Raw genomic sequence first — 17,204 nt, 5'->3', positions numbered from 1 at the left:
AATATTTAAAGGGGTATATAATAACTGGTGTTAAAATGTATATACCCCTTTTTTTATTTACTATATAGTTATACATAATTATGTGTCGATATTAATATAAAAGTACTATAAAGACTGATATAACAATTAATTCAAGGTGTAGATTATGTGTCGAATAACTGTAGAACCGACACTATTATACTTTAATCACTTTTGAATTGAAGCAAAAGGATCTTCATCAGAAAACACAATCTTACTTATTTCATGAATATCTGGACATTCACTTTCAATATATTTTCTATTCAAATCTCTTATATTGTTAATTATAATAAATTTTATAGAATTATCCAGGTCTGTAATATTGTATAGATCTAATTGAAAATATTCATCAAGAAATTCAAAAGTTTCAACTAATGAAACATCCATAAAATTTCTGTACCAGTTAATTATAGTTCCTTTAGTGCCACATCCACTACATTCATAATATTTATTATTATCACTTATTCTATATATTTTAAAACGATGAACAACTATTTCTCCATTTCCTTCGGAAGATATATCCTCAAAGCAGCAAGGAATCTTGTAATCAAAAATACCTGTTCCTCTATTTTTCCAAAAATCATGAGCTAATTCTGATAGATCCGTACCTTCTATTATCTTATTAAAAATTCCTTTTGCTTTTTCAGAACAAAAAGAAAACTTTTCTATTTCCATTTATATCATTCTCCTTAATTTATTTTTAAGTTATACAAAACATCTAACTATGACCAAATTTCCTGTTCTATCTTTAGTTGTTCTTCTAATTTATCCATATCTAAAGCTACTCCTCTTAATTCACAATAGCTGTCTCCACTTTTTCTAAACGATCCTTTGTCACTGCTTGATAACACATATGAATTGGGGTCTTCTTCGAGCCTTCTAATGATCGATCGATATGCATCTATTCCGAGGAGCTCTCTACTTCTTTGTGTTTTATGTGCAAATTCTTTAGCTATCGGTAAGATATCAGGCAGTCTCAAAATTAAAGTATTCTTATTTTTGATAGTATAATGAATTCTAGAATACAATTTACTGTTGTTTACCATGGTATTTAGAAAAACAATCAATTCATCAAACTCATTAAAATGCCGTCCTTCTGGCATCACATTATAATAAACACTCTTAAGTACTGCATTTAACTCAGCCTCAATTAAAATTTCTTCATCAAGTTCAATGTCTAATTCTTCTGCATAACTTAAATACATCCACCATCCAAACTTTAATATAGCTAAATTATTAATCAATCGTTCAGGTATAGTAAGCTGTTCATCTTCCTTCCAAATTATTATTTCACCTCTTGCTTTTTCGAGCTTTTCCTCCCAATTTTCTTGAGCTAAAGACCACTTCCAGTATGGTAGAGCAAAAGCTTCTAAAGGAGCTTTCTGCAATTTATTAAAGTTTTTCTTGCATATATCACCATATTGATTATTGTTTCCATCAACTATATCTTTATTAGGATTAAGAATTATCATCCTTTCTTCTAAGCCTGTTGTGTCTCTAGGTCTATCTTCTCCACATAAAATAATCGGGGCAGCTAAAGAAAAAGATTTAGTCGTAAGATCTGCTCTTCCTCTTTCAGCAGCATTTTTATTATAAATATTTCTTAATTCTTCGTGAATTTGTCTAGATCTATAACCGCTCCATGCACTTGGTCTGTATTCATCAAGAAAAACCGGTATTAAATTGCTGCTCGAGTAATTATTCAGTCTTGTAAAACGTGTATTAGGCAAAGAAAAAGGCTCATTATCTTGACTTATACCATTTAACCGCCAGATTAACTTAGCACTCTGAGTTTTACCACTACCGGCTTCGCCGTAAAGAATTAAGTGGGGAAAGCCACCCCAACTTAATTTATTCCTTATTAGATCACACCAGGGTAAAGCAAAAGACCAAGAAGTTATAGCACCAGCTATGACAGGCTCATTTATTCTAGGAAGATATTTATAAATATTTTCAGCTGCTCTCATATGTTCACTTTGGTCTGGCATTTTTTTAGGCATTTTCGATAACAAATGATTGTTCTTTAGATTGATAACAACTTTATCTGCTCTTTCTACAATACCATTTTTACTTAAGGTTATTTCTGGAAGCAATATTTGATTATCATATCTTCCAGCCAATTCTACAGCTTTTTTTGACACAGGATTATTGTCATATATATTTACTTTAATCTGTTGTAATTGAGTACTATTGCCTGTCCAAATAGCTTTATTAGGCAGTTCTTCTTTGAAGTTTTTACTCAAAATAAATGCGTTGGAATCTAAATTGATTTCTTCTTTATTTTTATCGTAATATAATATGTCCCCCGAAATTATTTCTTTACCATCTTGATTTCTTAATATAGTATCTATATTCAAAATGAAATTTGATATATAAATTATTTCTCCAGAATCATTTTCTGAATCTCTTTCCACATAAAAATACCCGCTAGATGATTCTCTAATTCTTGGAATAGGAGATGTATTACTAGTAGATTCTTCAGATTTAATATCATTAGTATTTTCTTTCTTTTCTTTTTTATTTATAACCTCATTAATCTTTCCCCTTATAGTTTTAATTCGCACATCATTACCGAAAGCTTCCTTTATCTTTTTGATATATCTATCTTTTTCAATATCCCCTAACCCCGCAAATAAAGGGTAAACACTTTCAGCAGCAGTTATTTTTTCATCATAGGAAGCTTGCTTTATTTTCTTAATACCTAAATCCATTAGATTATTTGATTCTCTGAGCAATTTCTCAAAATCATCTTTATTATGATCTTTCCAATAATCAGCAAGATCGATTTTTGATACCTCTTCTGGTTTAGGCAGCTCAACTATATAAACTTTATGACCTTTTTTATGAAGATATCGAGCAGTCTCTAATGCTCCCTTCCTGCCGGCACCACTTTCTTCATTATCATTCACAATATATATTTTTTTTGCTTTTTCAGCTATTGATTCCAGTTTTTTATAATCTTTTTTACGAAATTGAACTGTAACTGGTGATATGCAGGAGTATCCGGCCTGTATAGTTGTAATAGCATCTGTTATACCTTCGGTAATTATTAATGCCTCTGTATTACTGAGACTATCTACACCAAATAAATGTTCATTTTTTACTACAGAACTAATATATTTTCTCTTGTCAGAGTGAGTAAGCAGTTTCTTATACTTTCCTCTCTCCCATTTTTTATCAGGTGTGTGTTTTGTTTTTCGTCCTATAAAAAACACTACCTTATGATTTTTTTGATAAGGGAATATGATTCGTCCCTGAAAAAAATCATATTTTTTTATAAATAGGCCTGTTTTTTTGAGATCTTTTTGACTATAACCCTTCTTTAGTAATTTTCTTAAAAGAAAATTACCATCACTTGGAGCATAGCCGATATTAATACTATCTGCAGTTTCTTTTGTTATACCCCATTTGTTTTTTAATAAGTGATAGTGTTCTTCTCTTAACTGACTGTTATAAATTTCCGCGGCTATTGTAAATATTTCATATATCATTTCTTTTTCTTGATGAAACTTTTTTATTTTTTCCAATTCCTCTTCACTTAAATCTCCAATATCAACGTCATATCTTGCAGCTAAATATTGGGCTGCTTCTAAAAATCCCATACTTCTATTTGCCATTAGCCATGTAATTGCATTTCCTCCTTCACCACAGTTAAAGCAATAATAAACTCCTTTATCAGTGTTTACCTTTAATGAAGTTTTACTTTCAGAAGCATGTTTGTTTTTATGGAAGCCGCTATAATTATTAGTTGATTCTTTTTTTAATGATCCCACATCTTCTTCAATAATTTCTTTGATATTTGCATTGTTTGATATTTCTTTTATTTTACAGTTTTTTATTAATTTACTCACTTTTGTTTCCTCCTAATTTTAGATTTATTTTTAATAAATCAAAATTAGGGCATTAGAGTGTTTTGCTTAACTTTTATTGAATCTTTCCTAAGTTATCTGGTATAATAGATTTAAGAGTTTTACTCTATATAAGTCTACCTTTACAGGAAGGTAGGCTTATTTTTTTATTAAATTCATAATTAAACCACCTCTATATCCATTGAAAACAATGCCCTAATAATTGATTATATCTTTAATACCATTCAATTCATTTTTTCTTAGCAATTTTTAGTTCTAAAAACTAAAAATATTTACCAAATCATCTATAATAATTAATAAAGAATCAATCTCGAGGCTTTTAATATATAAATCGTTATAATTCTCAACCAGCTTCATTATTCTATTCATATTTGACTCATCAATATCTTTTAACAAATTCAAATTGTAATAATCATTGATATATTGGATGCTCTCTGAAAAATTACAGCCGTGCGCTTTACTATACCATTCAATTATTGTTCCTTTTGATCCACATTTATTACACTGATAAGTATTTTTGATGGGATCGATTAATAGTTCTTCCTCGCAAATAAATCTCTCCTTTCCAGTTTTTTTATCACGTGAGACTACTTTTTCTTGGCCGCAACAAACTTTCCCGAAAAAATCACCATCTTTATTGTTCAAAATAAACTCCTGAGTTTTAATTGCTTCCATAGTTTCAATGAAAATACTTTTTGCTTTTTCGTTTAACATAATATCTCTCCTTTTTTAATTTAAGTCTTTGTTAATGTGTAAGTTATAAAATAATATGCAAGTTTTTAACCTTTATCTATTCCAGGAAAAATATCTTTCTCTTCAACTTCTAATACCCTTGCTATTTTTTCTCTCCATTTTGGATGAGGAAAAATTTTATTCCTCTCAATTTTAGATATATCTGGTGGAGATATTCTAGTTTCATAACTTAATTTTAACTGAGATAAACCTTTTTGCTCTCTAATTTCCTTTAAATTATTTTCCATCGATTTCACCTCCCCCATTTGTCCTTTGACCTTTCTGTAATTAATTATAAAATATATAAAAGCATATAAGAACGACATCCAACTTTTTTTATTTCATCTTTTTTTGTCTTTTGTCCATTTCTTAAATTAAGTATAAATTAAAAGTGATAATTTAAGAACGACATCCAACTTTTTTCTCTAAATAAGATTGTTTTTATCAAATAAAAAACCCCCACTAAATTACAAGTGGAGGTCTTAAAAAGATATTTATTTGTGTCTTTTATATTTGTGTGCGTCTTTTTATTCCAATCCTTTTAGCTAGTCTTTCAACAGATTTTTGAATTGTTTTTTCATCATATTTATCAGTATATGAATTTTCTTCAAAAAAATTATCAATAATATCTAGAAAAGTCATCTCTTTTACCTGATATAAAACTAATCTTTTATACATGTCTTTTTTAGAGGCTACTTTCTTACAACCTAGTTCTTCCATATAATCACATATTCTATCCATTTCTTTATCTATTTTGTCCTTCTTTTTATCTTCAAGCTCATTATAATTAATCTCACTTTTTTTAGCTGCTCTACTTTTGAGAATAGGATTCCAAAATAAAGGCTCATCTCCTATATTGATTCTAAATTTTTCTTTTTTATTTTTTTCCAGAAAATATTTTGCAAGATCTTTCTGATCAGTTGTTATTTGAAATGGAGTATATTCAACTTCATTCTTTTTTATGTTCTTATTATCCTTGTTCTCTTTATATTTACCGGTTACCAATAATTTATTAGCTTCTTCTAAAATTAATATTGATATCCAATCTTTTTTGCAGTTGTCAGCTTCAATTAAATTATATTTTTTCTTTAAATTAATTATTACTTTTTTCAGATCAATAAAAAATTTTTCTTTTTTAATAGTAGACCAATTTATTGCTTTAAATTCTTCTTTTTTTTGGTTCTCATAAACTTTATTTAATTCTGGCACCACACAATCCAAAATATCTTCATATACTTCAGGAACTATATCAACAACTAAATTTAAAAAATAATTTCTTTCTGGAAAATATATTTCTTTAAAAGAACTATCTTCCGGAAATTTATACTCTCCGGGTTCTCTGTTTTTTCTTTTACCTTCCATTATTTCGCCTCCTGTATCAATTCATAATAATCTAAATGAAATATTATTTTTATAATTATATGAATAAACAAATTGTCCTGTTTTATCACTAAAAAAATCATAATACGCTTAATTTATATTAATATTAAAACTTATAGCAAATTTAACTAATAGAAGTTGTCCTATTTTTCTACTCGCTCATTTCGCTCATTAATTTTTTCTTGAGCATGTTCACGATACCAATCAATTAAAGTATCCCTTGTCGTTTCTTTTCTCTATTTTTTATTATCTTTAAACTTGGCTAGGGTAACCAATTATAAACTTATCCTGATAGAGTGAGCTTTCAATTAAGAAAAAATTAAATCTGTATTTATTTGTGAATATAACACTAATTTCTTGCCAAAAGGTATCAAGGCTGATAAACTAAAAATATGATGTGAATATAACACTATTATATAGAAAATAGAGTAAAAAGGAGTTGAAACTGCAAAATGCCAAAAAGAGGGAGAAGAATACCTGAAGTACTAAGGGAGGAAGAACAAAAGCAATTATTGGAAGTTTTCAACGAAAGATATCCAACTGCCTTGAGAAATAAAACTATGATCAGGTTAATGCTGAAAGCTGGATTAAGACTGGGAGAAACTTTAAATTTAAAATGGAACAATATTAATTTTCCTGCTGCTAAATTATCAATTGTCGAAGGTAAAGGAAGAAAAGATAGAAACTTATGGCTGGGAGAAAAAACTTTAAATCAACTTGGCAAGTGGCGAGAACGGCAAAATAAAGTTTTAGCTGAAAAGAATTTAGAAAATGAAAACAATCTAGTTTTCACTTCTCTTGCTGGAAAAAAACTTAATGAAGCTAATGTAAGGAAAATGGTCTATAACTATGCAGAAAAAACTGGTATTCAAGAAGAAGTAGAAAAAAATTATAGAGATGAGGAAGGAAAGGAATTAGAAGAGACTTATTGGCAGAAGAAGGTAAGCCCTCATGTTCTAAGACATACCTTTGCTACCGAATTATATAGAATGACTAATGATTTGAGGAAGGTACAGAAAACTTTAGGCCACAGCAGTATTCAAACTACCATGATTTATACTCATCTGGTCGATGAAGAACTTGAAAATGATATGAAAAAGTTAGATGAAAAATATTAAGGATTTCAATAAACTTTTATTTAGCTTCATTTCTTATAATAAAAAATCCTACCATCTTTTAAATAGCAGGAGATATAGAAAGTTATTTAATTTTATCATTTAGTGTAAAAAGTATAAGAAACTCTTATAAAAAGCTAAGAGTATTTCTGCTTATTTGTAAAATCAATCTTGTTTACATTATCTCTTCTTGGTTGATAACTATCAACAAGATTAACTAAAGCAGCAAAAATCTCTAAACCATCTGCTTGCTCAGCTCAGCTTTCCAATTTGCTTAGATGCTTATTTAAAAACTCTCCATCAACAGCCTCTAAATTATTGCTTAAACTCTTTTAACCATGCAACTACAATCTCAACTTCTTTTTCAGTTAAGTTGCTGCTGCAGGGAATATTAATTAAATGATTTACAAAGTAGTGAGCTTTTTCTATCTGATAGGCTTGATTATCAAGATATGGTTTTTGCTGATGAATCAGCCCCCATAGAGGTCTAGCCTGAATATTGACATCATTTAATTTTATTAAAAGCTGATCTCTATCTATCCCGTATTTATCCTCATCAACTATTACTGCATAAAACCAGTGATTGGCTCTTGTTCCCTGATTAAAAGGCAATAAGTTTAAACCATCTATTTTAGCTATTGCTTTTTTATAAAGCTGATAGTTTTTCTTTTTAGTAGCTATAAAATTTTCCAGCCTGTCTATTTGTTCTGTTCCATAAGCAGCTTGAATATTAGTCATTCGGTAATTATATCCTATTTCATCATGCTGATAATATAAAGGGTCAGTCTTAGCCTGAACCCCTAAAAATGATGCTTTTTCTAAAAGGTCAGGGTGATTGGAAGCCATCAGTCCTCCACCACCGGTGGTAATTATCTTATTGGCATTAAAGGAATAAACTCCGATGTCTCCTATTGTTCCACAGTGCTGGCCTTTGTATTTACCGGAAGTATAATATGAACCCAGGGCTTCTGTTGCATCTTCTACTACTTTTAGATCATATTTAGCTGCAACTTCCATTATTCTTTCCATATCAGCTGGATTACCGAAGACATGAACTACTACTATAGCTTTAATCTCTCTACCTGTTTGCTTATTGATTACTTTGCCATCAACAATTTTACATTCATTGGCTAAAAATGACTCTAATTTATCTGGATCTATGTTAATATCATCTGCACAGTCCATAAAAACAGGTTCTGCTCCCATATAAGTAACTGGATTTACTGCTGCTATAAAGGTAGCTGTCGGAACTATTACTTCATCATTATGTTCTACTCCTAAGACTCTCATAGCTAGATGTAGTCCTGCTGTTCCACTCTGAACTGCTACTGTTCTGTCTACTTTTAAGTACTTTTCCATTTTCTCCTGAAATGCTTTTATAAACTTACCACCTGTGGATACCCAGCCTGATTCTATAGTGTCTTTTATATTTTTAACTATATCCATAGATAGATTGGGTACTGAAAGTGGGATTGATCTTTTTTCTGGCATTATATCACCCTTTTTTAAAATTAAAAAAATATTGTCTTAAAAATATAATATATATCTTTAAAAAAAGAATAATTCCTTATATATTCTTTATTCAGCCTAACCTTATTCGGAAAGATTACCTCTTCATTATACTTTTCCGGATTGTCTTTTTCTGCTAATACTTCTTCTTCATTTTCATATTTTAAAGAAGCAGGACCGGTAATCCCAGGTCTTACTGAAAGAATAATATCTTTATCATCCTTGTTCATTGTATTTATTATCTCTGGCACATCAGGTCTTGGCCCAACAAAACTCATTTCTCCTTTGACAATATTAATCAACTGTGGTAATTCATCTATTTTAGTTTTTCTAAAAAATTTTCCTGAATTCGTTATCCTGGGATCCTTTTTTGTAGTTACATTAGTATTATGTTTAGTATTAGATTTCATTGTTTTAACTTTTATTATTTTAAATATCTTCCCATTTTTACCGACTCTTTTTTGAGTAAAAAAACCACTTTCTTTAGTTTCAATTAAAGCAATTAAATAACTTATTAAAATAATAGGCAAAACAATAATTAAACCAATACTAGCAATTATAAAATCAAAAAATCGTTTGATTAACTTTTCTCGTTTTGAAATTCTAATCTTTTTACTCATTAAAAACTTACCCTTCTTAAATTAATTTATTTATTTTCTTTAAATATTCATTTGTAACAATTTTTCTATCAAATTCTTTTTCAATTTTTTTCCTAGATTCTTCTCCCATTTTAGTTCTCTCTGCTGGACTTAAGCTAATAAATTGAATTATTCTTTTTTGTAGTTGAAGAGAAGATTTGGCTTTAAATAAAAAACCATTAATATTATTTTCAATAATCTCTTTGCATCCAGGTATGTTAGAAGCAATCAAAGGTTTAGCCATTGCAGCTCCCTCCAACAAAATATTCGACATACCTTCATGATAAGATGGATTAACTATACAATCTGCTTCTTTTATTTCTTGTCTTACATCATGAGAATAACCAAGAAATTTTACCGAGGAGGTTTTTTCAATTATTTCTTCATATTCATCTTCTTCAAAAGAACCTAAAATTTGAAACTCTAAATTTGAATATTTTTCTTTTAATAGTTTTGAAGCTTCAATATATTCCTCTATTCCTTTTTCTTTCATCACTCTTCCTATATATAGAAACTTAATCTTATTATCATTACTTTCTTTCTCTAGTGGTTTGAATTTATCAATATTAACACCTGACCCAGGGATTAAAACACTTTTATTTTTTGATACCATATTTTTTTCTAGAAATAAAGTTAAATTAGATTTGTTTTGAAAAAATACAATATCTGTTCTTTTACAAGCAGAACTATATAAATGTTTTACAAAATACTTTAACTTTGAATTTAAAGAGGTTCCAATCCCAGTTATGTTCATGATTGAAGAGATATTATAGTAACTTGCAACCCAGTTACCATAAATATTAGGCTTTACTGTATAAGTTAAAATTAAATCTGGATATATTTTTTTTACTATATTTTTATAATCAATGATAAGCTTTAAATCTTCTAAAGGATTTATTCCTCTCCTATTAATATAAGTCTTAATATGTTTTGCTCCCATATTTTCCAATACTTCAACTTTCTTGTTAGAGTTCTTTTGAGGGACAGAAAAATATACTTCAAATCCTTCTTTTATCAATCTCGATACTAATTCTCCTCTAAATATATATATATCTCTACCCGAATTAGCTAATATCAAAATTCTTTTTTTGTTATTTTTCATCAAATTATAGATTCTCCTTATATCAATCAATAGGGTCTTCAAAGCCTGATTTAAAAACTTTAACTGTATTTCTTTCCACTGCAGTGCAAATAATAACTCAAAAATACTATATTAAATTAATTTGATTTTTTATGTTATTTGTCAAAATAAAAAGCTAATAAATGTACTTTGTAATTTAAACTAAGACATTTTTAATAATGCAACGCGATAATTTATAAGTGAGATTAAAATATTTGAAATTATTGCTATTTTTTGAAGTGATTAAAATCCATAATACTCTCTGTACCAATCAATAAACCTCTTAACTCCAGTTTTTAGAGGAGTTTCAGGTTTATAGCCAACATCTTCAATTAAATCCTTAACATCAGCATAAGTCATCTTTACATCACCAGGTTGCATTGGTTTAAATTCTTTTTCAGCTTCAATTCCAAGCTCATCTTCAATACATTCAATAAAGTCCATTAAATTAACTGGGCTATTATTACCAATATTATAAATCCTGTAAGGAGCTTTGCTTGTGCCTGGATTAGGATCTTTGCCATTCCAGCTATTATCTGGTTGAGCAGGTAATGAGGTCAATTTATAAATGCCTTTAACTACATCATCCACATAAGTAAAATCACGCTTCATATCTCCATGATTAAAGACCTGAATAGGTTTGCCTTTAAGCATATTCTCTGCAAAAATAAATAAAGCCATATCTGGTCTGCCCCAGGGCCCATAGACTGTAAAGAACCTCAGCCCGGTAACAGGAAGATCATACAGATGACTATAACTATGTGCCATCAATTCATTAGATTTTTTAGTAGCTGCATAAAGACTTACTGGATGATCGACATTATCCGTCGTTGAGAATGGCACCTTTTCATTTGAGCCATATACAGAACTGGATGAAGCAAAAATAAGATGCTCAACATCATGATGGCGACAACCTTCAAGTATATTCATAAAACCAACAAGGTTAGAATCTATATAGGAATGAGGGTTTTTAAGACTATAGCGAACCCCTGCCTGAGCAGCCAGGTTAATAACTATTTCAGGCTTATATTTCGCAAATGTATTTGCAACCAGTTTATTATTCTCTAAATCACCTTTGATAAATATGAAATTATCATATTCTTTTAAGATAGCCAGCCTATCCTTTTTTAACTGAACAGAATAATAATCATTGAGATTATCAAGGCCGATTACCTGCTGACCTTCTTCCAGTAACTTCTTACTTGTATGGAAACCGATAAAGCCTGCAGCTCCAGTAACTAAATGTGTTTTTGACATTATATATCCACTCCAGTATAACTATTTAATTATTTAGCGGTGCACCTAATTTATAAATATGCTCTTTTTCTATTCCAGTAAAGGCATTTCTAGTATCTAAGATTAAGTCTGCATTCTCAGCCAGCCATTTATATTCAAAATTAGAATGATTAGTAGCAAGGACTGATAAGTCATAATCCTTAATAATATCTTCATCTAAATCTATTCCTTTAACTATTTCACCGGCATTATCAAAGCTATCAACATATGGATCGTAATAATCGACTTCTGCTCCTTTGCTTTCAAGAAGGCGATATAATTCTAAACCTGGTGATTCTCTTAAATCATCTATATCTGCTTTATAGGCTATACCTAAAAGCAGTATCTTTGAACCATTAATCGGTTTTTTAACTTCATTTAAAATATCTGCAACTTTATTGACTGTAAAGCGAGGCATATTACCATTAATATCACTTGCAAGATCAATAAACTTATTATAGAAATCATAAGTCTTTGCCTTCCAGGATAAATAGGTTGGGTCTAATGGAATACAGTGCCCTCCAATACCAGGACCTGGATAAAATGGCATAAAACCAAATGGTTTAGTAGCTGCTGCATCTATTACTTCCCAGACATCAATACCCATCCTCTCACACATCATAGCCATCTCGTTAACTAATGCTATATTAACACTTCTAAAAGTATTTTCCAATAGCTTAACCGTTTCAGCAACATTTGTACAACTCACAGGTACTATTTCCTCTAAAAAAGAACCATAAAAATCCTGAGCAAGTTCTAATCCTTCAGGTGTTGTTCCACCTATAACCTTAGGAGTATTATGGGTTCCATAAACTTTATTGCCTGGATCTACTCTTTCCGGTGAGAAACAGAGATAAAAATCTTCTCCTGCCTTAAATCCTAGTTCTTCTTCAAGACGGTTCTGGATTAATTCTTCAGTTGTCCCTGGATATGTAGTGCTTTCAAGAATAATCAATGTATCCACTGTCATGTATTCAATTAATTTATCAACAACAGAGATTATAAAAGTCGTATCTGGATCTTTTGTCTTCCGTAATGGTGTTGGCACACAAATACTAATTGCATCACAATCAGCTATCTGAGTGTAATCTGTTGTTGCTTTAAACTTACCATTATCTAATATTTTATCTAACTTCTCATCACCAACATCTAAAACATATGATTCTCCCTTATTAAGTCTTTCTACCTTTTCCTGATCTATATCTATACCGGTTACATTGTAACCTGAATTTGCTATCTCTACAGACAATGGCAGGCCTACATAACCGAGACCGATGACTGCTGTTTGAGCTGTTTTGTTTTTGATTTTTGATTTAAGTATTTTCACTATTTCACCTTCCTTTGCATTAATTCATCGTAAAGTTTCACAAAGTTCTCAACCATATTATCAATACTATATTCTCTTTTAACTTTTCCCCTGGCATATTCACCCATTTTATTTCTCTCTGAGTCAGACAAATTTATCATCTCAATAATTTTATCAGCTAATTCATTTTCATCATCAGGCGTAACAAGATATCCAAAATTACTATCAATTACTTGACCTACTCCGCCAACATTTGTATATATAACAGGAAGACCTGAAGCCATTGCTTCTAAAAGTACCACAGGTAAACCTTCCCAGTGAGAGCTCATAACAAAAAAGTCAGCAGCAGCCATTAATTGAGGTATGTCTCTTCTAGTTCCTAAAAAGTATATCTCATTTTTCATATCATATTTTTTAACTAACTCTTTTAATTGATTTTCTAACTTACCTTTACCAGCTATTAATAAATAGAATGATTTATTCTTATCCTTTAATTTTTCCAAGGCTTTAAATAGAACAGGATATCCTTTTTGTTTAGATAAGTTTCCAACAGACAATAATATTGGTATATCATTTTCTAAGTTTAGCTCTTTAATAATTTTTTTCCTTTCAGCCATCTGGGAATAATCTTCAAATACTTCCACATCTACACCATTATAAATAACTTTAAGTTTATCTTTATTTGTAATATTCATTTTAATAGCGTTTGATGCTGCCTTATCTGAAATAATAGTATTTAAACTTGAAAACTTATCAGTAAATTTTAAAGAAATTTCTCTTAACTTACCTCCAAAGACTGAATTATGTATAGTTGAGATAATAACTGGAGCAGATGTTAATTTTCCAATTACTCTACTTAAAATATTTGCTGCATATAGATGGGAGTGAATAATATCAGGGTTCTCTTTCTTAATGATTTTATATAATGAATATATTTTTCTAATATCTAATTTGTTTTTCATATTAAGTTTATAAACTTTTATATCTAATTTATTTTCTATATCATCAGCTAATTCATTAGAACCTTCAATCAAACATATAACTAAAGGTTCGAATTTATTCCTATCTATTTTTCTAAGAGTATTATAAAGTAAAGTCTCAGCCCCACCTAAACCTAAAGTTGTGATAACATAAGTTATTTTTATATTCTTGTTATTCAAAATTGTGGCCTCCTGACTAAAAAATGTGTATCTAAACAGAAAATTAGAAAAGTTTTTTAATTTTCTCTTTCTCAATTTTTGTAAAATACTTATAAAAAACTCCTAACTCTGATTTGTGAGCACTCATCTCAAAATCAATAATAAAAGGACCACGATTTGGTTCAATAATAATATTCTTAGGAGTCAAATCATTTAAATATATACCTTGGCCATGAATCTTATTAATATGATTTGTGAGCTTACTAGCAATCTTCTTTTCATCAGACAAAGTTTTAAAATTTTGCAAAGATCTCCCTTTAATATAAGAAAGTATAATAAATGTTTTATCAAAATCTATATCCATAATTGCTGGTACATTAATTTTTGACAAATTTGAATAATAAAGTCCTCTTAATTCTTTAAGAAAAGCATATTTATTACCTCTATAATTCTTTTTGATTCCTGCTTTACCTCTTAAAGAAACAATATATAAATCATTTTTTCTTCTTTTTATAAAGCAGTTTTTAGTGACTTTTTTTCGATCATTAATATTATATGCCGACATTACTCTCCCACGCTCATCAATTTCTCCAATTTCAATATAATCATTATTTTGCTCTATATTCAAATCTAAAGATTCAATATCTTTAATATAACCATTTTTGCAAGCTTCAAGAATCTCATCTTTTCTTTGTTGCCAATAATTATATTTTTTATTTAAAGTTAATTTAAAATAAATTCTATTAATTTTCCAATAGATTCGACCTAGAATATTAGTTATTTTATTCAAAAGTTACCCTCTCTTTTGTGATATTTTAAAACTACAAACAAATTATTTCATAACATTATTATTTGCTCTTATAAATTTATAAGACTATTTATCTAAAACTTTAAAAAATAAATTTTCATACTCTTTTACAATATTATTAATTGAAAACCTTTCTGCTCTTAAATCTAACTTCTTTTGTTTTTTGTTAATTTCTTCAGGATTATTATATAAATGAATTATTTTTCTAGACATAGCTTCAACATTATCATTTGGAACAAGCCATCCATATTTATCCTCTTCAAGTATTTCTTTAGGTCCAGTTGGACAATTAGTTGACAAAATAGGTGTTCCACAAGCTAATGACTCTAATATAACATTAGGCATCCCTTCATATAAGGAAGATAAAATAAATAAATCTGCATTAGCTATATATTTAAAAGGATTTTTCTTATATCCTAATAAATATACAGAATTGGTCAAATCATATTTCCAAATCAAACCTTCTAAATGTTTTTTTAGTGGTCCATCTCCTAGAATATATAAAACTATATTATTAATATTTTCTTCTCTAATTAATTTTATTGATTTAATTAGCATAGAAAAGTTTTTTTGTTTGCTAAGTCTTCCACATGAAACTATATTAAAATTATTTTGTTCAAATGAACAACTACTATCTTTTATTTTTTTTTGAATTAATTCTATATTTAAAGGGTTATATATTGTTGTTATTTTATTATCTGATATATTATATTGTTTCTTTATTTGTTTTTTTAAATCTTCAGTTAATGCAATATTATAATCAGAGTAACTATAAACTAATTTTAATAAAATATAATTTAAAAAAAACATTTTATTTTTTGGCCTATAATTTGATTCTCTAAAAATTACTTTTGAGTTTGAACCTGATAATTTATGTCCGATCATTACCGCTTTACAAACCTGTGGTAATGTAGCAAAACATATATCTGGTTCTTCTTTCTTAATAATATTTTTTATTTTAATTATTGAATATCGGCCTCTTCTGTTAATATTTATTATTTCAACTTCTTTTGGTATTAAATCTAAATATGCTTGATTTTCATCATAATCTAATAAAACTAATTTTATTTTAAATTTACTTTTATCAAGAGCTTTTAATAAATTTATTATAACTCTTTGTGCCCCTCCAGCATTCAAATTAGAAAGAAATAATAATAATTTAATTTAAATCACCTTCAAAATATAATATTTTCATAAGGAATCAAGCTCATATTACCAAATATGCTATATGAAAATCTCAGTAAAAAGTATAATACTATAAGATATGGGAAAATAATCTTCTCTTTATTATTCATCACCTTAAATATTTGAGGTATTAATAATATAATACTAAATTGAAAGTAAACAGCCATTCTATCAAGAATTCCAAGCCATAAAGTAAACAGCATTAATATTGAACCAAGCCAAAATATTTGAGTATATATTATATTTTTAGAATTATATAATATTAATCTTTTTCTAAAAATAAATATAAAAATAAATATTGGACTAAATAATATTAATTGATTAATACCTCCTCTAATATTACCAACTCTATGAGCATATTCATAACCAAGAAAACCACCAATTATATCTACAAAAAAAGTAAATAGCATTAGAGCAGCAGCCACAAATATTAATACAAACAAAAATTTTAAAACAAAAAATTTAAGTCTTTTATCAACTATAAAATAAACTGGCAACATTACAATAGCTGTAAAATGAAATCCTATAGCTAAAATTATTAAGAAAAAATATTTGACTGGATTCCTGTTAACTAAATACTCATAAGAATAAAATATAATTCCTGCAGAAATTGAAAGTCTAATAAATGTAAACATAGACAAATAAAAAGTAGTAACAAATAAAAATAAACTTAAACCAACAGATAATTTATTTTTGTTTTTTATAATCACTGAAAAAATCAAAGATAATAAAATTGTTGAACTAAGCACAAAAACTAAATTATGATTTTCAAATACATTATATATTATCCAATTAAAAATTGCATACAAAGGTTCAGTTCTCACAGAACTTAATGCCCAGCTTATTCCTCTACTGCCTATTTTATTATACATTCTTATATATGAAAAATAGTCACTTCCAACATCATATCTAAAAGCAGCAAAAAACCATAAAAATAAGTATGAAATAAACAATAAAATCTTATTATAATTATACTTTTGGCTTTTAGAATCTAAAAAGACAGGAATTACTGCTAATGAATAATATAAAATATATGTCATATAAGTTCCCAATTAAATCACACCTTATTATAATTTAATCTTAAATTTATCTTACTGAGGTTTCCCCATT

The 17,204-nt window shown here is 28.3% G+C and carries 15 protein-coding genes; 1 reads left to right on the top strand and 14 read right to left on the bottom strand.

Going from position 1 to position 17,204, the window contains the following annotated elements; all coding sequences use genetic code 11:
• Positions 1-186: 186 nt before the first annotated feature.
• The 5 genes from HALSA_RS00390 to HALSA_RS00370 all read right to left on the bottom strand — a co-directional run bounded on the left by HALSA_RS00390 (position 187) and on the right by HALSA_RS00370 (position 5,981).
• A complete protein-coding gene (locus tag HALSA_RS00390) occupies positions 187-693 on the bottom strand; it encodes a hypothetical protein (RefSeq protein ID WP_013404671.1) in 507 nt (168 codons plus the stop codon).
• 47 nt (positions 694-740) lie between these two features.
• On the bottom strand, positions 741-3,869 hold the full coding sequence (locus HALSA_RS00385) for a CHC2 zinc finger domain-containing protein (RefSeq protein WP_013404670.1): 3,129 nt from the start codon (positions 3,867-3,869) through the stop codon (positions 741-743).
• 273 nt (positions 3,870-4,142) lie between these two features.
• Positions 4,143-4,601, bottom strand: a complete 459-nt coding sequence (locus HALSA_RS00380; protein WP_013404669.1) for a hypothetical protein — start codon at positions 4,599-4,601, stop codon at positions 4,143-4,145.
• A 65-nt stretch (positions 4,602-4,666) separates the two neighbouring features.
• Entirely contained in the window at positions 4,667-4,867 is a 201-nt protein-coding gene (locus tag HALSA_RS00375) for a helix-turn-helix transcriptional regulator (RefSeq protein WP_013404668.1), read from the bottom strand.
• A 259-nt stretch (positions 4,868-5,126) separates the two neighbouring features.
• Complete coding sequence (locus HALSA_RS00370; RefSeq protein ID WP_013404667.1) at positions 5,127-5,981, bottom strand: hypothetical protein; 855 nt, start codon at positions 5,979-5,981, stop codon at positions 5,127-5,129.
• A 470-nt stretch (positions 5,982-6,451) separates the two neighbouring features.
• On the opposite strand from HALSA_RS00370, the gene HALSA_RS00365 reads away from it, so the two are divergent.
• Positions 6,452-7,117 (top strand): tyrosine-type recombinase/integrase, encoded by a 666-nt coding sequence (locus tag HALSA_RS00365; RefSeq protein ID WP_013404666.1) that lies wholly within the window; start codon positions 6,452-6,454, stop codon positions 7,115-7,117.
• A 312-nt stretch (positions 7,118-7,429) separates the two neighbouring features.
• Here the strand turns inward: HALSA_RS00365 and HALSA_RS00360 are convergent, their stop codons facing one another.
• The 9 genes from HALSA_RS00360 to HALSA_RS00320 all read right to left on the bottom strand — a co-directional run bounded on the left by HALSA_RS00360 (position 7,430) and on the right by HALSA_RS00320 (position 17,146).
• Positions 7,430-8,605, bottom strand: coding sequence for a LegC family aminotransferase (locus HALSA_RS00360; protein ID WP_013404665.1), 1,176 nt, complete (start codon positions 8,603-8,605; stop codon positions 7,430-7,432).
• A gap of 20 nt (positions 8,606-8,625) precedes the next feature.
• On the bottom strand, positions 8,626-9,243 hold the full coding sequence (locus tag HALSA_RS00355; protein ID WP_013404664.1) for a sugar transferase: 618 nt from the start codon (positions 9,241-9,243) through the stop codon (positions 8,626-8,628).
• Positions 9,244-9,259: 16 nt separating this feature from the next.
• Positions 9,260-10,363, bottom strand: coding sequence for a glycosyltransferase family 4 protein (locus HALSA_RS00350; RefSeq protein WP_041595733.1), 1,104 nt, complete (start codon positions 10,361-10,363; stop codon positions 9,260-9,262).
• Between the two features lie 261 nt (positions 10,364-10,624).
• Complete coding sequence (locus HALSA_RS00345; RefSeq protein ID WP_013404662.1) at positions 10,625-11,638, bottom strand: NAD-dependent epimerase; 1,014 nt, start codon at positions 11,636-11,638, stop codon at positions 10,625-10,627.
• Positions 11,639-11,663: 25 nt separating this feature from the next.
• Positions 11,664-12,983, bottom strand: coding sequence for a nucleotide sugar dehydrogenase (locus HALSA_RS00340; RefSeq protein WP_013404661.1), 1,320 nt, complete (start codon positions 12,981-12,983; stop codon positions 11,664-11,666).
• The gene (locus HALSA_RS00335) at positions 12,983-14,122 is read right to left on the bottom strand and encodes a glycosyltransferase (protein ID WP_013404660.1); all 1,140 of its coding nucleotides are present in this window, start codon (positions 14,120-14,122) and stop codon (positions 12,983-12,985) included. Before HALSA_RS00335 ends, HALSA_RS00340 begins: the two co-directional genes overlap by 1 nt.
• Positions 14,123-14,165: 43 nt before the next feature.
• Complete coding sequence (locus HALSA_RS00330; RefSeq protein ID WP_013404659.1) at positions 14,166-14,891, bottom strand: BUD32 family EKC/KEOPS complex subunit; 726 nt, start codon at positions 14,889-14,891, stop codon at positions 14,166-14,168.
• A gap of 84 nt (positions 14,892-14,975) precedes the next feature.
• Positions 14,976-16,046 (bottom strand): glycosyltransferase, encoded by a 1,071-nt coding sequence (locus tag HALSA_RS00325; protein ID WP_041595732.1) that lies wholly within the window; start codon positions 16,044-16,046, stop codon positions 14,976-14,978.
• 38 nt (positions 16,047-16,084) lie between these two features.
• Positions 16,085-17,146, bottom strand: coding sequence for an EpsG family protein (locus HALSA_RS00320; RefSeq protein WP_041595731.1), 1,062 nt, complete (start codon positions 17,144-17,146; stop codon positions 16,085-16,087).
• Between the last annotated feature and the right edge of the window lie 58 nt (positions 17,147-17,204).

Source organism: Halanaerobium hydrogeniformans, from assembly GCF_000166415.1.
GTDB lineage: Bacteria > Bacillota > Halanaerobiia > Halanaerobiales > Halanaerobiaceae > Halanaerobium > Halanaerobium hydrogeniformans.
The sequence above is the reverse complement of the archived record's forward strand: the minus strand, read 5'-3'. Positions and strand labels throughout refer to the sequence as shown.

Coding starts and splice junctions, on each gene's coding strand:
- HALSA_RS00390 (WP_013404671.1), bottom strand. CDS start 693: ATGGAAATAGAAAAGTTTTCTTTTTGTTCTGAAAAAGCAAAAGGAATT.
- HALSA_RS00380 (WP_013404669.1), bottom strand. CDS start 4,601: ATGTTAAACGAAAAAGCAAAAAGTATTTTCATTGAAACTATGGAAGCA.
- HALSA_RS00375 (WP_013404668.1), bottom strand. CDS start 4,867: ATGGAAAATAATTTAAAGGAAATTAGAGAGCAAAAAGGTTTATCTCAG.
- HALSA_RS00370 (WP_013404667.1), bottom strand. CDS start 5,981: ATGGAAGGTAAAAGAAAAAACAGAGAACCCGGAGAGTATAAATTTCCG.
- HALSA_RS00365 (WP_013404666.1), top strand. CDS start 6,452: ATGCCAAAAAGAGGGAGAAGAATACCTGAAGTACTAAGGGAGGAAGAA.
- HALSA_RS00360 (WP_013404665.1), bottom strand. CDS start 8,605: ATGCCAGAAAAAAGATCAATCCCACTTTCAGTACCCAATCTATCTATG.
- HALSA_RS00355 (WP_013404664.1), bottom strand. CDS start 9,243: ATGAGTAAAAAGATTAGAATTTCAAAACGAGAAAAGTTAATCAAACGA.
- HALSA_RS00350 (WP_041595733.1), bottom strand. CDS start 10,363: ATGAAAAATAACAAAAAAAGAATTTTGATATTAGCTAATTCGGGTAGA.
- HALSA_RS00345 (WP_013404662.1), bottom strand. CDS start 11,638: ATGTCAAAAACACATTTAGTTACTGGAGCTGCAGGCTTTATCGGTTTC.